Annotated in this window: 18 protein-coding genes; 13 read left to right on the top strand and 5 right to left on the bottom strand. The window is 68.9% G+C overall.

Annotated elements, in window-relative coordinates; translation table 11 throughout:
* The 9 genes from U4E84_RS07515 to U4E84_RS07475 form a co-directional block, all read left to right on the top strand.
* A partial coding sequence (locus U4E84_RS07515) for a V-type ATPase 116kDa subunit family protein (protein ID WP_322531481.1) occupies positions 1 to 1,504 on the top strand: 1,504 nt, incomplete at its 5' end.
* Between the two features lie 225 nt (positions 1,505 to 1,729).
* Positions 1,730 to 1,981: a hypothetical protein gene (locus U4E84_RS07510; protein ID WP_149799710.1), complete on the top strand. Its 252-nt coding sequence runs from the start codon at positions 1,730 to 1,732 to the stop codon at positions 1,979 to 1,981.
* Between the two features lie 22 nt (positions 1,982 to 2,003).
* Positions 2,004 to 2,582, top strand: a complete 579-nt coding sequence (locus U4E84_RS07505) for a V-type ATP synthase subunit E (RefSeq protein ID WP_322531480.1) — start codon at positions 2,004 to 2,006, stop codon at positions 2,580 to 2,582.
* Positions 2,579 to 3,625: a V-type ATP synthase subunit C gene (locus tag U4E84_RS07500; RefSeq protein WP_322531479.1), complete on the top strand. Its 1,047-nt coding sequence runs from the start codon at positions 2,579 to 2,581 to the stop codon at positions 3,623 to 3,625. Before U4E84_RS07505 ends, U4E84_RS07500 begins: the two co-directional genes overlap by 4 nt.
* A complete protein-coding gene (locus tag U4E84_RS07495; protein WP_322531478.1) occupies positions 3,622 to 3,951 on the top strand; it encodes a V-type ATP synthase subunit F in 330 nt (109 codons plus the stop codon). The genes U4E84_RS07500 and U4E84_RS07495 overlap by 4 nt, the downstream gene beginning before the upstream one ends.
* A gap of 1 nt (position 3,952) precedes the next feature.
* Positions 3,953 to 5,731, top strand: coding sequence for an ATP synthase subunit A (locus U4E84_RS07490; protein ID WP_322531477.1), 1,779 nt, complete (start codon positions 3,953 to 3,955; stop codon positions 5,729 to 5,731).
* 1 nt (position 5,732) lies between these two features.
* Positions 5,733 to 7,157: a V-type ATP synthase subunit B gene (locus U4E84_RS07485; RefSeq protein WP_322531476.1), complete on the top strand. Its 1,425-nt coding sequence runs from the start codon at positions 5,733 to 5,735 to the stop codon at positions 7,155 to 7,157.
* A 130-nt stretch (positions 7,158 to 7,287) separates the two neighbouring features.
* Entirely contained in the window at positions 7,288 to 7,980 is a 693-nt protein-coding gene (locus tag U4E84_RS07480; protein ID WP_322531475.1) for a V-type ATP synthase subunit D, read from the top strand.
* A gap of 45 nt (positions 7,981 to 8,025) precedes the next feature.
* Positions 8,026 to 8,427 (top strand): DUF6276 family protein, encoded by a 402-nt coding sequence (locus tag U4E84_RS07475; RefSeq protein ID WP_322531474.1) that lies wholly within the window; start codon positions 8,026 to 8,028, stop codon positions 8,425 to 8,427.
* A gap of 58 nt (positions 8,428 to 8,485) precedes the next feature.
* Here the strand turns inward: U4E84_RS07475 and U4E84_RS07470 are convergent, their stop codons facing one another.
* Positions 8,486 to 8,857 carry a hypothetical protein gene (locus U4E84_RS07470; RefSeq protein ID WP_322531473.1) on the bottom strand — a complete coding sequence of 124 codons (372 nt, stop codon included), beginning with the start codon at positions 8,855 to 8,857 and terminating at the stop codon, positions 8,486 to 8,488.
* 122 nt (positions 8,858 to 8,979) lie between these two features.
* Between U4E84_RS07470 and cysS the strand changes: the two genes are divergently transcribed.
* A complete protein-coding gene (cysS, locus tag U4E84_RS07465; RefSeq protein ID WP_322531472.1) occupies positions 8,980 to 10,455 on the top strand; it encodes a cysteine--tRNA ligase in 1,476 nt (491 codons plus the stop codon).
* A 22-nt stretch (positions 10,456 to 10,477) separates the two neighbouring features.
* Here the strand turns inward: cysS and U4E84_RS07460 are convergent, their stop codons facing one another.
* The 3 genes from U4E84_RS07460 to U4E84_RS07450 form a co-directional block, all read right to left on the bottom strand.
* Positions 10,478 to 10,690 carry a hypothetical protein gene (locus U4E84_RS07460; protein WP_322531471.1) on the bottom strand — a complete coding sequence of 71 codons (213 nt, stop codon included), beginning with the start codon at positions 10,688 to 10,690 and terminating at the stop codon, positions 10,478 to 10,480.
* 70 nt (positions 10,691 to 10,760) lie between these two features.
* The gene (pheA, locus tag U4E84_RS07455) at positions 10,761 to 11,567 is read right to left on the bottom strand and encodes a prephenate dehydratase (protein WP_322531470.1); all 807 of its coding nucleotides are present in this window, start codon (positions 11,565 to 11,567) and stop codon (positions 10,761 to 10,763) included.
* Positions 11,568 to 11,609: 42 nt separating this feature from the next.
* Positions 11,610 to 12,146 carry a hypothetical protein gene (locus U4E84_RS07450; protein WP_322531469.1) on the bottom strand — a complete coding sequence of 179 codons (537 nt, stop codon included), beginning with the start codon at positions 12,144 to 12,146 and terminating at the stop codon, positions 11,610 to 11,612.
* Positions 12,147 to 12,275: 129 nt separating this feature from the next.
* On the opposite strand from U4E84_RS07450, the gene U4E84_RS07445 reads away from it, so the two are divergent.
* A complete protein-coding gene (locus U4E84_RS07445) occupies positions 12,276 to 13,145 on the top strand; it encodes a CbiX/SirB N-terminal domain-containing protein (RefSeq protein ID WP_322531468.1) in 870 nt (289 codons plus the stop codon).
* 2 nt (positions 13,146 to 13,147) lie between these two features.
* Entirely contained in the window at positions 13,148 to 14,329 is a 1,182-nt protein-coding gene (locus U4E84_RS07440) for a DR2241 family protein (RefSeq protein WP_322531467.1), read from the top strand.
* A gap of 48 nt (positions 14,330 to 14,377) precedes the next feature.
* On the opposite strand, the gene U4E84_RS07435 is transcribed toward U4E84_RS07440, so the two are convergent.
* Positions 14,378 to 15,190 (bottom strand): YihY/virulence factor BrkB family protein, encoded by an 813-nt coding sequence (locus U4E84_RS07435; RefSeq protein WP_322531466.1) that lies wholly within the window; start codon positions 15,188 to 15,190, stop codon positions 14,378 to 14,380.
* Positions 15,191 to 15,376: 186 nt separating this feature from the next.
* Here U4E84_RS07435 and U4E84_RS07430 point away from each other — a divergent pair, with 186 nt between their 5' ends.
* The gene (locus U4E84_RS07430; RefSeq protein ID WP_322531465.1) at positions 15,377 to 18,013 is read left to right on the top strand and encodes a DNA topoisomerase; all 2,637 of its coding nucleotides are present in this window, start codon (positions 15,377 to 15,379) and stop codon (positions 18,011 to 18,013) included.
* The last annotated feature ends 29 nt before the right edge of the window (positions 18,014 to 18,042 follow it).

Here is an 18,042-nt window from a genome sequence, read left to right as displayed (position 1 = left end):
TCTCGCCGCCGTGAAAGAGGAGGCGGCGGGCTTCCTGCTCCGCGCCGAAGAGCAGCTCACCATCGAGGCAGAGAAGAAGGAGGCGCCCATCTCCTTCGCCACCACCGAGAACGCGTTCGTCGCCGAGGGGTGGATCCCCACGGAGGCGTACTCCGACTTCGAGGCGACCATCACCGACGCCGTCGGCGACCACGTCGAGGTCGAGGAGCTGGAGCGCGCCTCGTTCACGCCCGACGGCAACCACCACACGGAGCCGGTCGCGGGCGGCGAGGGCGGTGACGGAGCGGCGACCGACGCGACCCCGGAGGCGGCCACCGACGGCGGCCACGCGGGACACGGAGACGACGAGCCGCCGGTCGTCCAGGACAACGGGGGCGCCGCGGGGCCCTTCGAGCTGCTCGTGCAGGGGTTCGGTCGCCCGAAGTACTCGGAGTTCGACCCGACCCTCCTCGTCTTCCTCACGTTCCCGCTCATGTTCGGATTCATGATCGGCGACGTGGGATACGGCGTCCTCTACGCCGCGATCGGGTACTTCCTGTACAACCGATACGAGGGAACGTTCCGCGAGCTCGGCGCCGTCGCGATGTGGGCCGGCGCCTTCACGATCCTGTTCGGGATCTACTTCGGGATCGACGTGTTCGGCTACCACGCCTACCCGCTCTTCGGCCTCGACTGGCCCGTCGACGGGAAGGGGCTCTCGCCGGCCGACCTCGACTGGGGGCTGGCGTTCCTCGTGGTCAGCGTGCTGTTCGGGATGATCCACCTGAACGTGGGACACGCCCTCTCGTTCGTGAGCCACTACCAGCAGCACGACCTCAAGCACGCGCTGTACGAGGGCGGCTCGTGGCTCCTCATCCTCAACGGCGCGTGGATCTGGATCTTCAGTCAGCACCTGCCGGGTCCGAAGCCCGACTTCCTCTTCGAGTCGGTCTCGATACTCACCTTCGGGACCGTGTCGTTCGCCGGATTCCCGGTCGCGGTCGGGATCGGGGGACTCGTGGCCGCCGCGGTCGGCGTGGGGCTCCTCGCCGTCGGCGAACCGGCCGAACTCGCCGAGGTTCTCGCACCGATCGTCAACGTCATCTCGTACGCCCGGATCATGGCGGTGCTGCTCGCGAAGGGCGGCATGGCGCTCGCGGTGAATCTGCTCGCGTTCGGCGCGTACATCGACGGGGAGGGCGAGGGGAGCTTCCACTTCATCTTCACGCCGGAGTACCTCTCGTACGTCCAGGAGCACTCCGTCGCGAACGGCGGCGAGTACGAGCTCGTCTTCGCGGGGCTGACGACGGCGTTCGAGCCCGGGCTCGTCGGCGTCGTCGCGCTCCTCGCCGGCATCGCCGTGGCCTTCGTCGGCCACGTCGTCGTCCTCCTGCTCGGGGTCACGTCGGCCGGCATTCAGGCCGTGCGTCTCGAGTACGTCGAGTTCTTCGGGAAGTTCTACGAGGGCGGCGGGAAGGCGTACCTCCCGTTCGGCTACGACCGGGAGTACACCACCGACGACTGACGGGCGGAACGCGCGCTGCGGCGACGCCCGTCGTTTCGAAACCGAGCTGACACGTTCCCCGTCCGTTCCGAGCGCTGACCGGGGGTCCCCGAGACCATCGAACCCCCACGAGCCCCCGGCTTGCGCCTCGTTACCGCGGTTCCGGTCGGTCGTTTTGGGAAGCTTTATGACTACTGTGGCGGCAACTAGCAAGTGTTCGGAGACGAGCAACCGCAACTACTACCAATGCTTGAAGCTACCAACGAACTCGGGAACGTCGCACTGTCGACCGGTGGAACACTGACTGATCCAAGCGCCGCTGCAGCGCTCGCGGTCGGTCTCGCGGCGCTCGGAGCGGGGTACGCGGAGCGCGGTATCGGTTCGGCCGCCGTCGGCGCGATGGCCGAGGACGACGACCTGTTCGTCAACGGGCTCATTCTGACGGTTCTCCCCGAGACGATCGTCATCCTCGCGCTCGTCGTCGTCTTCATCGTCTAAGCGGTACCTCCCTTTCACACCAATGAGTTTGGACACTGTCGTTGAGGACGTTCGAGACGAAGCCCGCACGCGTGCGGAGGAAATCCGCGAAGCGGCCGAGGCGGAGGCCGACGAGATCGTGGCCGAGGCGGAGGCCGACGCCGAGCGCATCCGCGAGGAGCGGCTCGCGGCGGTCGACCGGCAGATCGACCAGGAGCGCGAGCAGACGCTCTCGTCGGCCAAGCTCGAGGCCAAACAGGAGCGGCTCGGGGCCCGTCGGGACGTCCTCCAAGACGTCCGCGACGACGTCGAGGCGGCGATCGAGGGACTCGACGGCGACCGTCGCCGCGAGCTGACCGAGACGCTGCTCGACGCGACGCTCGCGGAGTTCGACGACGCCGCGGACGTCGCCGTCTACACCCGCGCCGAGGACGTCGAGCTGGTCGAGGAGCTCCTCGCCGACCGCGACGCCGAGGTCGACGGCGAGGTCGACTGTCTCGGCGGCGTGGTCGCGGAGAGCGACGCCTCTCGCGTTCGCGTGAACAACACGTTCGACTCGATCCTGGAGTCCGTCTGGGACGACGAGTTGAAGAACATCTCGGAGCGACTGTTCGACCAATGAGCGCCGTCGGGAGCTCGAACCCAGAGTACGTTGTCGCGCGGGTTCGTGCCCGCCGCGGCAGCCTGTACGGCGACGAGGAGTACCGCAAGCTGACCCGGATGGGACCGGCCGAGATCGCCCGGTTCATGGAGGAGTCGAGCTACGGGCAGGAGATCAACGCGCTCGGGAGCCGCCACGGCGGCGTGGACCTGATCGAGTACGCGCTGAACCGCAACCTCGCCGGGCAGTTCGACGACATCCTCGACTGGAGCGAGGGGTCGCTGTACGACCTGATCGCCCGGTACCTCCGCAAGTTCGACGCGTGGAACGTGAAGACGGTCATCCGCGGCGTCTACACGGACGCGGACCAGTCGGCCGTCGAGGTCGACCTGATCCGCGCCGGCGAGTTCGACGACCGGCGGATCCGCCGCCTGCTCGAAGCCGACTCGATCGACGCCGTCGTTGAGGTGCTGGAGGACACGATCTACGGGCCGCCGCTCCGCGAGGCGTACGCCGAGTACGAGGAGACGGGCGTCCTGGTTCCGCTGGAGAACGCCGTCGACCGCGCGTTCTACGAGCGGCTCCTGTCGGGGCTCGGCAACGACGAGCCGACCCGACAGTACGAGGCGTTCCTCAAGGCGGAAGTCGACTTCCGAAACGCGGCCAACGCCCTCCGGCTCGCCCGGTCGGGCGCGGACATCGACCCCGCCGCGTACTTCATCGAGGGCGGCGAGCTGTTCACCCGCGGGTCGCTGGCGCGGCTCGCGCGGAACCTCGACGAGCTCGTGGAGTACATCGCGGACAGCCAGTACGCCGACGAGCTCGGCCCGGCGCTTCGCGAACTCGAGGAGGCGGACAGCCTCATCGCGTTCGAACACGCGACCGACGCCGCGCTGTTGGCGTACGGCGACCGGCTCGGCACGATCCACCCGGTGTCCGTCACCCCGGTGATCTCCTACATCCTCGCGAAGGAGCGCGAGGTGGAGAACATCCGGGCGATCGCCCGCGGAAAGGAGGCCGGTCTGTCGGCCGAGGAGATCGAATCGGAGCTGGTGATAACATGAGCCAGGAGATCGCCGTCGTCGGCAGCCCCGAGTTCACGACCGGGTTCCGGCTCGCCGGCGTGCGGAAGTTCGAGAACGTACCGGACGACGAGAAGGACGAGCGGCTCGACGACGCCGTCGAGCGGACCCTCGACGACGAGGGGACCGGCATCATCGTGATGCACGACGACGACCTCGACCACCTCTCGCGGGGGACCCGCGAGGCGGTGGAGGGGAGCATCGAGCCCGTGCTCGTTACGCTCGGCGGGTCCGGCGCCGGCAGCGGCGGGCTGCGCGACCAGATCAAGCGAGCCATCGGGATCGACCTGATGGAGGAGGACGACTAACATGAGTAAAGCAGAATCCACGGAGACCACCACAACCGAAACCGGTGTTATCCAAAGCGTGAGCGGTCCGGTCGTGAGCGCCCGCGACCTCGACGCCCGCATGAACGACGTCGTCTACGTCGGCGACGAAGGCCTCATGGGGGAAGTGATCGAGATCGAAGGCGACATCACGACCGTTCAGGTGTACGAGGAGACCTCCGGGGTCGCCCCCGGCGAGCCCGTCGAGAACACGGGCGAGCCGCTGTCGGTCGACCTTGGTCCGGGCATGCTGGACGCCATCTACGACGGCGTCCAGCGTCCCCTGGACGTGCTGGAGGGCAAGATGGGCAGTCCGTACCTCGACCGCGGGGTCGACGCGCCCGGCATCGACTTGGAGAAGCAGTGGGAGTTCGAGCCGACCGTCGAGGTCGGCGACGAGGTCGGTCCCGGCGACGTCGTCGGGATCGTCGAGGAGACGGTCACCATCGACCACAAGGTGATGGTGCCGCCCGACGCCCTCGAGGCGGACGAGACCACCGAGGTCACCGCGATCGAGTCGGGCTCGTTCGACGTCACCGAGACGGTGGCCGAGCTCGCCAACGGGACGGACGTCTCGATGCACCAGGAGTGGCCCGTCCGCGAGGCGCGTCCCTCCGCGAACAAGAAGACGCCCCGGACGCCGCTGGTGTCCGGCCAGCGCATCCTCGACGGGCTGTTCCCCATCGCGAAGGGCGGGACGGCCGCCATTCCGGGGCCGTTCGGCTCCGGGAAGACGGTCACCCAGCACCAGCTCGCGAAGTACGCCGACGCCGACATCATCGTCTACGTCGGCTGCGGCGAGCGCGGCAACGAGATGACCGAGGTCATCGAGGACTTCCCCGAGCTGGAGGACCCGGCCAACGGCAACCCGCTGATGGCCCGGACCTCGCTCATCGCGAACACCTCGAACATGCCGGTCGCGGCGCGCGAGTCCTGTATCTACACGGGGATCACGATCGCCGAGTACTACCGCGACATGGGGTACGACGTCGCGCTGATGGCCGACTCCACCTCGCGGTGGGCGGAGGCGATGCGCGAGATCTCCTCCCGGCTGGAGGAGATGCCCGGCGAGGAGGGGTACCCCGCGTACCTCGCCGCCCGCCTGGCGCAGTTCTACGAGCGCGCCGGCTACTTCGAGAACGTCAACGGGACGGAGGGGTCCGTCTCGGCGATCGGCGCGGTGTCGCCGCCCGGCGGCGACTTCTCCGAGCCGGTCACCCAGAACACGCTGCGCATCGTGAAGACGTTCTGGGCGCTCGACGCGGACCTGGCGGAGCGCCGCCACTTCCCGTCGATCAACTGGAACGAATCGTACTCGCTGTACAAGGACCAGCTCGACCCGTGGTTCGAAGACGAGGTCGCCGACGACTGGGCGGAGAAGCGCCAGTGGGCGGTCGACGTGCTCGACGAGGAGACCGAGCTGCAGGAGATCGTCCAGCTCGTCGGGAAGGACGCCCTGCCCGACGACCAGCAGCTCACGCTGGAGGTCGCCCGCTACCTGCGCGAGGCGTACCTCCAGCAGAACGCGTTCCACCCGGTGGACACGTACTGCCCGCCGGAGAAGACGTACCTCATGCTGACGACGATCGAGGCGTTCCACGACGAGGCGTTCGACGCCCTCGAAGCGGGCGTTCCCGTCGAGGAAATCGTCGACACCGAGGCCGCCCCCCGGATCAACCGGATCGGCGTCCAGGAGGACTACGAAGAGTACGTCGAGGAGCTCAAGGCGGACATCGCCGAGGAACTCCGGAGCCTCTACTAACATGAAAGAGTATCAAACCATCACCGAGATCAGCGGCCCCCTCGTGTACGCCGAGGTCGACGAGGCGATCGGCTACGACGAGATCGTCGAGATCGAGACGGCACAGGGGGAGACGCTGCGCGGACAGGTGCTCGAGTCCTCGGAGGGCGTCGTCGCCATCCAGGTGTTCGAGGGCACCTCCGGTATCGACCAGAACGCGTCCGTCCGCTTCCTGGGCGAGACGATGAAGATGCCCGTCACCGAGGACCTGCTCGGTCGGGTCCTCGACGGCTCCGGCCGTCCGATCGACGACGGCCCGGAGATCGTCCCCGAGGAGCGTCAGGACATCGTCGGCGCGGCGATCAACCCCTACTCCCGGGAGTACCCCGAGGAGTTCATCGAGACGGGCGTCTCCGCCATCGACGGGATGAACACGCTCGTCCGCGGCCAGAAGCTCCCGATCTTCTCGAGCTCCGGCCAGCCGCACAGCGAACTGGCGATGCAGATCGCCCGGCAGGCCAGCGTGCCCGAGGAGGACGAGGGAGACGATGAGGAGGAGGGCTCGGAGTTCGCCGTCATCTTCGGCGCGATGGGGATCACGGCCGAGGAGGCCAACGAGTTCATGGAGGACTTCGAGCGCACCGGCGCGCTGGAGCGCTCCGTCGTCTTCATGAACCTCGCGGACGACCCCGCCGTCGAGCGGACGGTCACGCCGCGGATGGTCCTGACGACAGCCGAGTACCTCGCCTTCGAGAAGGGGTACCACGTGCTCGTCATCCTGACGGACATGACTAACTACTGCGAGGCGCTCCGCGAGATCGGCGCGGCTCGCGAGGAAGTCCCCGGCCGTCGGGGATACCCCGGGTACATGTACACCGACCTGGCGCAGCTGTACGAGCGGGCCGGACGGATTCAGGGCCGTGAGGGCTCGGTGACGCAGATCCCGATCCTCACGATGCCGGGCGACGACGACACCCACCCGATCCCGGACCTGACCGGGTACATCACGGAGGGGCAGATCTACGTCGACCCCGACCTGAACAGCCAGGGCCTGCAGCCGCCGATCAACGTGCTCCCCAGCCTGTCGCGGCTGATGGACGACGGGATCGGCGAGGGCCTCACCCGCGCCGACCACGCCGACGTGAAAGACCAGATGTTCGCGGCGTACGCGGAGGGAGAGGACCTCCGCGACCTCGTGAACATCGTCGGCCGCGAGGCGCTCTCGGAGCTCGACAACAAGTACCTCGACTTCGCCGACGCCTTCGAGTCGGAGTTCGTCGACCAGGGCTTCGACACGAGCCGCGACATCGAGGAGACGCTGGAGATCGGCTGGGACCTCCTCTCGATGCTCCCGAAGGACGCCCTCAACCGGATCGACGAGGAGTTCATCGAGGAGTACTACCGAGAGGAGGACTCCGAGCGCGAAGTCGTCGAAGCGGCCGACTGACGCGGCGTTTTCTTTCGTTCTTTCGCCCCGGACAGCGGTGACGCCGCCGTCGACATCGGTGTCGGCCGCGCGCGACACGCTACGACTGAAAAGAATTATCCGCATCGGAGCGGAACGTTCCCCCAATAAGATGGCCAAGGACGTCAAACCGACGCGGAAGAACCTGATGGCGATCGAGGACCGCATCGACCTCTCCGAGCGCGGTCACGACACGCTCGAACAGAAGCGTGACGGCCTCATCATGGAGTTCATGGACATCCTCGACCAGGCGCAGGACGTTCGCTCGGACGTGTCCGAGACCTACGAGACGGCCCAACGCAAGATCGACATGGCCCGCGCGATGGAGGGCGACGTCGCCGTCCGCGGCGCGGCCGCGGCGCTGAAGGAACACCCCGAGATCACCACCCAGTCGAAGAACATCATGGGCGTGGTCGTCCCGCAGATCGAGTCCTCGAAGGTGCGAAAGAGCCTCGACGAGCGGGGATACGGGCTGCTCGGCTCCTCCGCGCGGATCGACGAGGCCGCCGACGCCTACGAGGCGCTGTTAGAGAAGGTGATCCTCGCCGCCGAGGTCGAGACGGCCATGAAGAAGATGCTCACGGAGATCGAGACGACCAAGCGCCGCGTGAACGCCCTGGAGTTCACGCTCCTCCCGAGCCTCTACGAGAACCAGGAGTACATCGAGCAGAAGCTCGAAGAGCAGGAGCGCGAGGAGATCTTCCGGATGAAGAAGATCAAGGCCAAGAAGGAGGAAGAGGAGAAGGCGGAGGAGGAGGCCGCGGCCGCGGCGGCCGCGACCGAGGAACCGGAGCCCGCGGACTGACCGACAGTCGGCGCCGTCCTGCACTTCCCGACCGTCCGTATTCTCATGACCTGTCCCCGCTGTGACGCCGACCTCGTCGCGTTCGCCGTTCCGCCCGTGCTCCGCGAGCACGCGCCGGCCGCGACGACGGCCATCTGCACCCGCTGTCTGCGGACGTTCGCCGCCGCCGGGAGCGATGTGGACGTCGACGTCGCCGACGGTTCATCCGACACCCCCGGCCTCTCTGCGGTCGACCCCGCGTTTCCCGACGGCGAGGCGGGCGTGGCGCTCGCGCTCGTCTGCGGTCACCTGGAGTCGTTCGCGCTGAACCGGGCGTCGATCGAGGCGCTCGTCGAGCACGCGGAGCGGGAGGGGGCCGACGTCTTCGCGTTCTTGGAGCGGCTCGACGCCGCGGACGCCGCGTTTGACCTCGATCGGCGGCGGGCGGCGCTGCTCGACGCGCTGTGAGCCGGCGCTCGGGCGGCCCTCGACGTTCGGATGGCTCTCGACGCTCGGGCGGCTCGCGTCAGGATCGGTCGTCGAGGTCGACGCCCGGCGGATCGTCCCATCGGTCGTCGTCGTCCGTCTCGCCGCCGTTGTCGGCTTCGGTTCCCGCCGGTCCGAGCGGCTCCTCGCCCCGGCGCGACTCGTGGACCGCGAACCCGGCTTCGCGCGCCTCGCTCCCGCCGGCGTAGGGGTCCTCGCTGGGGTCGTACGACTGCTCGCTGCGCTCGAAGAGGTACGCGAAGAAGCCGAACAGCGGAACCGCGAAGGAGATGAGCGCCCACTTCTTCCGTTCCATCCCGTGTTTCGGCGCGTCGACGTAGGCGTACGCCGCGAAACCGACGAGCCACGCGAGCGGGACACCGACGAGGATGACGACGACGATGGGGTCCATACCCTCGCTTCGGGCTCGTCGGCTTAAGGGCACGGGTGGATCTCGGGCGGCGTGCGGTCGCAGGCGGTTTCGGGCCGCCCGATCCGACGATTTAAAAGGATCTCCGCGGGTACGAGCCGGTAATGAGTCTCGTCGTTACCGACACCCTGGCAGACGAGCGCGTCGAGTTCACGGCCGACGGCGACGTCACCCTGTACGTCTGCGGCCTGACGGTGTCGGACGACCCCCACCTCGGGCACGCCCGCCTGTGGTTCCACGCTGACGTCCTCCACCGCTGGCTCGAGCACCTCGGTTACGGCGTGCGCCACGTCGAGAACGTCACCGACGTCAACGAGAAGATCGCGGCCCGCGTCGGCGAGCGCGACGAGTGGACCGCCGAGCGCGACGTGGCGGAGGCGTTCACCGCGACCACCTTCGACGCGATGCGCGGGCTGAACCTCCTGCGAGCGGAGGTGTACCCCCGCGTCACCGAGCACATCCCGGAGATCCGCGACCTCGTCGCGACCCTGATCGAGAGGGGGTACGCCTACGAGTCGAACGGCTCCGTCTACTTCGACGTCACGACCTTCGAGGAGTACGGGAAGCTCTCGAACCAGGACGTCGCGGAGCTGGAGGCGCAGGGCGAGCCGGACGAGCGCTCGGAGAAGCGCAACCCCGCCGACTTCGCGCTGTGGAAGGCCGGCGGCGTGAGCGAGACCGCGGCCCGCGAGCACGCGAAACACGACCACGGCGACGCGATTCCCGCGGGCGAGACGTGGGAGTCCCCGTGGAGCCAGGGGCGCCCGGGGTGGCACGTGGAGTGCTCGGCGATGTCGACGACGCACCTCGGTGACACCCTCGATATCCACATGGGGGGTCGCGACCTGGTCTTTCCCCACCACGAGAACGAGATCGCGCAGTCGGAGGCGGCGACCGGCGAGACGTTCGCGCGCCACTGGCTCCACGTCGGCCTGCTCGCGATGGAGGGCGAGAAGATGTCCTCGTCGATCGGCAACTTCTGGACCGTCCCCGACGCCTTGGAGGAGCTCGGCGTCAACGTGATCCGGACATTCTACGCCGGGGCCGCCTACCGCTCCGAGCAGGCGCTCACCGAAGAGACGATCGCGGAAGCCGAGGAGCGCTGGGAGCGCCTCTCCCGGACCTACGACCGCGCCGTCGCGGCGCTCGACTCCGTGGACGCCCGCGCGAAGGCGACCGACGACGACCTCCGCGAGGCGGTCGAGACCGCGCGCGAGGAGTTCGCGGCCGCGATGAACGACGACCTGAACCTCCGGGAGGCGACCGCCGCCCTGCTCGAACTCACGGACGTGGTGAACCGGCACGTGGATTCCGAGCCACCGAGCGACTACCGCGGGCTCCGTGAAGCAGTCGAGGCGTTCGAGGACCTGGGCGGCGACGTGCTCGGGCTCCAGTTCGGGTCGCCGACCGACGGCGACGTGGAGCTGGCCGACGAGCTGGTCGAGCTCGTGCTGGACGTGCGGGAGGTCGAACGGGAGGCCGGCAACTACGAGCGCGCCGACGAGCTCCGGGACGCGCTTCGCGACGTGGGCGTCGAGATCGAGGACGGCCCGGACGGGGCGACGTATCGGTTCGAGTAGCGCGGCAGGCAGAGAGCGCGGATCACTCGTTCCGCTCGTTTTCCAACTCCGCTTCCAGCTCGTTCACCCGCTGTTCGAGCTCGGCCACCCGCCGGCTGTCGTCTGATCCGTCGTCCCAGAAGAACGCCCCGACGAACAGCCCGGCGATGAGCCCGAAAAGCGCTCCGGGCGGTCCGAACAGGGCACCGATCAACAGCCCCATCAGGCCACTGACGACGAAGGATGCACCGCCCATGTCGACAGTTTACAAAAGAAAATTGATAAAATTTGTCCCCATATAGATCTGCCGTTCGTCTCGGAGAATCCTACTCTAACACGTGCTCGGTGTCGTACGACCCGAGCACGCGAACCCACCCGTTGTTTGCGATGGCCTCGACGTCCGCGACCGCCTTCGCCATGTGGTCCTCGTAGAGGCCGGCGTCGACGTCGAAGTGGAACAGGTAGTCGCCGAGGCGCTCGCCGCTCGGGCGCGACTCGATCCGCGAGAGGTTGAGGTTGCGGTCGGCGAACGCCTCCAGGAGTTCCAGCAGGAGCCCGGGGTAGTTCGCGTTGGGGTAGACGATCAGCGTGGTCTTGCCGCCGGCGTCGGACCGCGCGGACGCGGGCGCGACGACGAGGAACCGGGTCGCGTTGGAGGTGCGGTCCTGGATGTCCTCCGCGAGGATGGTGAGGTCGTCGCCGGCGTTGTCCGGGTGGCCGATCCCGGCGACCCGGGCGTCCTCGCGGGCGCGCTCGACCCCGCGGGCGGTGGAGGCGACCGCCTCGAGGCCGGCGTCCGGGTAGTGCTCCTCGAGCCAGTTCCGACACTGCGCGAGCGCCTGCGAGTGGCTGGCGACGAGCTCGAACTCGGACCCCTGCGCGAGGAGGGCGTGCCGGATCGGGGTGACTATCTCGCGGGTGACCGCCACGTCGTAGTCGGCCAGCGCGTCGAGGCTCTCCGTGACGGAGCCCTCGATGCTGTTCTCGATGGGGACGACCCCCCGCTCGAACTCGCCGGACGCGACCGCGTCGACGATGGCGGTGACGGACTCGCGGAACGACACCTCGGCGGCGACGGCCCGCGCCGCACGGTGCGAGTACGTGCCGGCGGGACCGAGCGTGACGGCGTTCATCGCCCCTACCTATCAGACGGCGTTAGAAAAGCGTGCGGGGTCTCACCCGTCCGCCTCGGCGGGGCCGTCGATCGGCGTCGCGTCGAGCGCCGCCTCGACGACCCGAACCGCGGTCGCGCCGTCGCGCCGCCCCACGAGGACGACGAGGGCGTCCCCGGCGACGCCAGCGGCCGCGACGTCGACGTCGACGGCGGCGAGTCGACGGAGAACGACCGCGAGCGCCCCGGCGTCGACCTCGCCGGTCGCGAGGACCGCCGTGTCGCCTCCCCCGGAGACGACCGCCGCGCCGCCGACGCGGAGGAGGGGGTCGGCGTCGCCCTCTCCCTCGACCACACCCACCCCGCTCCGCATCGACACGCTCGCCGCGCGCTCGGCGGTCGCGTACGCGGGGAGCTCCTCGCGGAACCGGCGGAGCGCGGTCGCGATCGCGTCGGTGTCGGCGTCGCCGTCGCCGCCGAGGCCGACCTCGTCGGCGAGCCACGCCGCGGCGGCGCTGTGGTTCAACACGCCCGCGCGGAGCGCGTCGAGGACGAACGGGCGGGCCCGTGCCGCCTCGCGGGTGTCTGCTGCCAGCGACATGATTGAGCCTGCGGCGCGGGTCGGCATGCCGGTTTCGGTCGGCGGCCGGAGGGTCGAGGGGCACCGAGCGGCTTCCCGCGAACTCGCACGTGCCGAAGCCCCTATGAGCGGCGCGCCCCGAACGCGGGTATGCAGTCGCTCGTCATCGTCGCACACGGCTCGCACCTCAATCCGGGTTCGAGCGCCCCGACGTACGACCACGCGGACACGATCCGCGCGACCGGCGCGTTCGACGAGGTGAAGACCGGCTTCTGGAAGGAGGAGCCGCACTTCCGAGAGGTGCTCCGCACCGTCGAGGGCGACGAGATATACGTCGTCCCGCTGTTCGTCTCGGAGGGGTACTTCACCGAGCAGGTGATCCCCCGCGAGCTCCGGCTCGCCGGCTGGGACGTCTCCGCGTGGGACTCAGACGGCCTCTCGGCCGATCAGGCCACGCTCGTCGCCGAGGACATCGGCCGGGAGGTCCACTACTGCGGGCCCGTGGGAACCCACCGCGCGATGACCGACGTGATCGTCCGGCGCGCGGAGTCCGTCACCGGCGACCCCGACGTGGGCGAGGGGTTCGGGCTGGCCGTCGTCGGTCACGGCACCGAGCGCAACGAGAACTCCGCGAAGGCGATCGAGTACCACGCCGACCGGATCCGCGAGCGCGACCGCTTCGACGAGGTGCGCGCGCTGTACATGGACGAGGACCCCGAGGTCGACGACCTCCCGGAGTTCTTCGAGAGCGACGACGTGGTGCTGGTGCCGCTGTTCATCGCCGACGGTTACCACACCCAGGAGGACATCCCGGAGGACGTCGGGCTCTGCGAGGACCACACCGAGGGGTACGACGTGCCGACCGAGGTGGGCGGCACTCGGATCTGGTACGCCGGCGCCGTGGGCACCGAGCCCCTGATGGCCGACGTCATCCTCGAACGCGCCGCCGACGCGGGCGCCGACCTCGGCGCCGCCCTCGACGACGTGCGCGAGACCACCCGCGTCGCCACGGGGGACTGACCGTGGCCGAACCCGCCGCCGATTCGACGGGCCCTGCAGCCGATCCCGACGTCCCCGAGATCGACCTTCCGAGCGACGCCTTCGACGCGGTGCTCGACGCGCTCGACGGCCGCGAGCCCGGCGAGCCGCTTCGGTTCGAGGGGTTCGTCGTCGCGCGCGACGACGAGGCGGACGAGTACCGCCTCGATCCCGCCGACGGCGACCGCCGAACCGGGCTGACGGAGGGCGAGCTCCACGGGGCGCTCGCCGAGCGCGCCGCCGCGGTAACGGACTGGTACGTCTTCGAGCGCGTCGTCGGCGAGTTCGGGCCCCGCCGGGCGTTCCTGCGCTGGCTGGAGGACGCCGACGGCGCGACGGTGGCAACTCGATACGCCGCGCTCGCGGAGGGGATAGAGCGCGCGTGGGGCGAGCTGAAGATCACGGCCACGGTCACCGACCGCGGCGAGCGCCGGTACGACGTGCGCCACGCCGACGACGCCGGCGTCCCGGTCGAGGCGCTCGACGCCTACGAGGACCCCCTTGACGCCCGCGACCTCGTGAAACTCGACGAGAGGGGGCGCTACCGCCCCCTCAAGACCGCGCCGTCGCTCGCGAGCGGCTGGGTCTTCCCCGACCTCGGTCCGCGGGACGCCTACGAGGCGGTCGAGACGGTCTACCCCGCGACGGTCGCCAACTGGCATCGCGAGCGGGAGGGCGCGCTCGACGTGACCCACTGGCGCGAGACGATGGAGCGGCAGTCCGGCATCTACGGCGTGATCAAGACGTGGGACCGCGGCGAGGGTCACGAGCACGTCAACTGGGTGGCGGAGGCGTGCTGCGACGACTCGCAGTGCCTGAAGCGCCGCGAGTGGGAGTACGACGGCGACACCGACCTCGACGTCGACGGCGGCGACGGGGTCTTCCCCTGTCGCGAGCCCTGCTCAGTCGTCGTCTCGGCCGCCCGCAAGTGGACCCGCTTGGAGAGCGAGCGCCCCCGGACCTACGAGTTCGACCTGACCCCGAGCGAGAAGGAGCAGGTGGAGGCGATCATCGACGCGGTCGCCGACGGCCGGATCGACGAGATCCGCGAGGCCGACACGAAGGAGGGCGCGAACCGCTACCGCGCGCGGTTCCTCCGAGCCAAGCTGTTCGACGAGGAGGGGAACCTCGCGGGCGTGCCAACCGAGTCGGGCGACGAGGAGTAGGGCGCGCGGTGGGGGTTTGCGATGAGAACCGACACCGACGTGGCCTGTTCAGATCGATCCCTCTCTTCGGTACCTCCGCGACAACTCCTCACTGTCGTCCGTGTCAGCGATGACCACATTCACGATTGCTCCGATCATGAGTATGATAGCACCAATATAGAAGCTCGTAAGGATGATGATGATTCCACTGAGAACGCCATAGAGCGCATATCGAGTGGCATTCGCGGCGTAGAAGCTGACGATCGTCAGTAATATCGTCCACCCGACTGCGGCCGTCAGCGCACCCGGGAGCGCGTCTGAAAGTGAAGTCACCACTCGCGACGGAAAGTAATAGAGCGGAAGGAACGCGACCGTCAGCGTGCAAAATTGAACGAAAGGCTTGCTGTAGGAGAGCACTCGACCGACCGGTAGGAGAGCAAAGAGCACGTTGGTGAGGATAACCGCGACGATGACCAGGGCGAAGGAACCGATAATGCTACTCGTATCGTGAAGTCGGGTCCGAAGTGACTCTCGGGGGATATTCTCGACCCGATTAACGACGGTCTGAAATCCGATCACGATGTTTGCCCCGCTCCAAACGAGTATCCCGACCGCGAGCAACGCCGCCCAAACCCGTCCCGAGGCGGTAACCAGTGCGTCGGAGAGCAGCTGCTGGGCACCGGGCGTGAGGAAATCGGGCGTGGTCGTTCGTATCTGTCTGACGAGTCGGTCGCTGAGGACGGCTACCGCCAATATCAGAACCGGAATTTGGGAGACGAAGGCGTAATACGCGAGTGCGGCCGCCGGATACTTGATGTCGTGTTCCCCGGCCGTCTGACCCACAGTCAACGCGAATTCGACGGCGCGACTCAGGCCTCTCATACCACAGCTACGTGAATACAGGCAAAAAGTGCTGTCTCGCTCGCCGTTCAACCGCTATCGACGCGGATGCCGCGAGCGTACGCGTCATCCCCGCGCATCCGCGCATCCCCGCGCATTCCAGCGCGTGCGGGCGATCTCAACATCATCGCGAAACCTTTAGACGGGGGAGCGGCCTATCTCGGGGCAATGAGTCGCGGCCCCGAACTGATAATCACGGAGAAGGACAACGCGGCGCGCCGCATCGCCGACATCCTGAGCGGCGAGTCCGCGACGACGGAGCGGCGGAACGACGTCAACGTGTACAAGTGGGGCGGCAAGCGCTGTATCGGCCTCTCGGGCCACGTCGTCGGCGTCGACTTCCCGGCGGAGTACAACGACTGGCGCGACGTCGAGCCGGTGGAGCTCATCGACGCCCCGGTCACCAAACAGCCCACCCAGGAGGGGATCGTCGCGGCCCTGCGGACGCTCGCGCGCAACGCCTCCCGGGTCGTCATCGCGACCGACTACGACCGCGAGGGCGAGCTGATCGGCAAGGAGGCGTACGAGCTGGTCCGCGAGGTGAACGAGGACGCCCCGATCGACCGCGTCCGGTTCTCCTCGATCACCGACAACGAGGTGCGGGAGGCGTTCGCGAACCCCGACGAGCTCGACTTCGATCTGGCGGCCGCCGGCGAGGCCCGCCAGGTGATCGACCTCACGTGGGGTGCGGCGCTCACCCGCTTCCTCTCCCTGTCGGCCCGCCAGCTCGGCGACGACTTCATCTCCGTCGGCCGGGTGCAGGGGCCGACCCTCAAGCTGATCGTCGACCGCGAGCGCGAGATCCAGGCGTTCGACCCCGAGGCGTACTGGGAGCTGTACGGGAGCCTGACGAAGTCGGGCGGCGACCCCTTCGAGGCGCGCTACTTCTACCTGAACGACGAGGGCAACGAGGCCGAACGCGTCTGGGACGGCGACGTCGCCGAGGTGCTCACGGAGGCACTTGCGGCGGCCGACGAGGCCGTCGTCGACGACGTGCGCCGCCGCACCCGCACCGACGAGCCGCCGACCCCGTTCAACACCACGGCGTTCATCCGCGCGGCGGGCTCGCTCGGCTACTCCGCACAGCGCGCCATGTCGCTCGCGGAGGACCTGTACACCGCCGGCTACGTCACCTACCCCCGGACGGACAACACGGTGTACCCCGCCGACCTCGACCCGCGCGAGCTGATCGAGGAGCTGTCGGCCGCCTCGACGTTCGGGAGCGACGCGAAGCGCCTGCTGGACACGGACCGCGACATCGAGCCGACCGAGGGCGACGAGGAGACGACCGACCACCCGCCGATCCACCCGACCGGCGAGCTTCCCGCGGCCTCGGACCTCTCGGACGACGAGTGGGAGGTGTACGAGCTGATCGTCCGGCGCTTCCTCGCCACCTGCGCCGAGCCCGCGACGTGGGAGCGGCTCCGCGTCGTCGCGCTCGCGAACGGGGAGGCGACCGCGGTCGCCGAGCGCGCGGACGGCCTCGCGGCCCTGCGCGACCCGGAGGAGGCCGACGGTCCCGGAGACCTCGCCGCCGACGGCGGGCTCCGGCTGAAGGCGAACGGGAAGCGCCTGCTGGAGGCCGGCTACCACGACGTCTACCCGTACCGCTCCAGCGACGAGCGGATCGTCCCGGACGTCGAGGTGGGCGAGACGCTCGCGCTCGACGACCGGCGGACCGAGGCGAAGGAGACGCAGCCGCCCCGCCGCTACGGCCAGTCCCGGCTCATCGAGGAGATGGAGAAGCGCGGCGTCGGCACGAAGGCGACCCGCCACCGCACCCTCGAGAAGCTGTACGACCGCAACTACATCGAGAGCGACCCGCCGCGGCCGACCCGGCTCGCGGAGGCGGTCGTCGAGGCCGCCGAAGAGTTCGCGGAACACATCGTCAGCGAGGAGATGACCGCCCAGCTGGAGCGGGACATGCAGGCGATCGCGGCCGGCGAGAAGGGGTACGACGAGGTGACCGAGGCGTCACGCGAGCTGCTCGACCGCGTGTTCGAGGACCTCACCGAATCGCGCGAGGCGGTCGGCGACCACCTCCAGAAGTCGCTGAAGGCGGACAAGACGCTCGGCCCCTGCCCCGAGTGCGGCGCGGACCTCCTCGTCCGGAAGTCCCGACAGGGCTCGTACTTCGTCGGCTGCGACGGCTACCCCGACTGCGAGCACACCCTCCCGCTCCCCTCCACGGGGAAGCCGCTCATCCTCGACGAGACCTGCGAGGAGCACGACCTCCGGCACGTGAAGATGCTCGCGGGCCGGAAGACGTTCGTCCACGGCTGCCCGCAGTGCAAGGCCGACGAGGCCGACGACCAGGAGGACGAGGTGATCGGTAGCTGTCCCGAGTGCGGGGAGGGCGCGGCTTCGCCGCGCGACGGAGGCGGTGAAACCGCCGACGACGGGGGCGAGCTGGCCATCAAACGGCTCCGCTCCGGCTCCCGGCTCGTCGGCTGTACGCGCTACCCCGACTGCGACTACTCGCTGCCGCTCCCCCGTCGCGGCGAGATCGAGGTCACCGACGAGACCTGCGAGGAGCACGGCCTCCCGCACCTCCGGGTCCACTCCGGCGACGAGCCGTGGGAGCTCGGCTGTCCGATCTGCAACTACCGGGAGTTCACCGCCCGGCAGGAGGGCTCCGAGCTCCAGACGGTCGAGGGGATCGGCGAGAAGACCGCCGCGAAGCTACAGGACGCCGGCGTCGACGGCGTCGACGACCTCAAGTCCGCGGACCCGGACGCCCTCGCCGCCGACGTCGACGGCGTCGGGGCCGACACCGTCCGAGACTGGCAGGCGAAGGCGGACTGAGGGCATTCCCGACGTCTCCCGATCTGCCG

This window comes from Halorubrum sp. AD140 (assembly GCF_034497445.1).
Taxonomy (GTDB): domain Archaea; phylum Halobacteriota; class Halobacteria; order Halobacteriales; family Haloferacaceae; genus Halorubrum.
The sequence above is the reverse complement of the archived record's forward strand: the minus strand, read 5'-3'. Positions and strand labels throughout refer to the sequence as shown.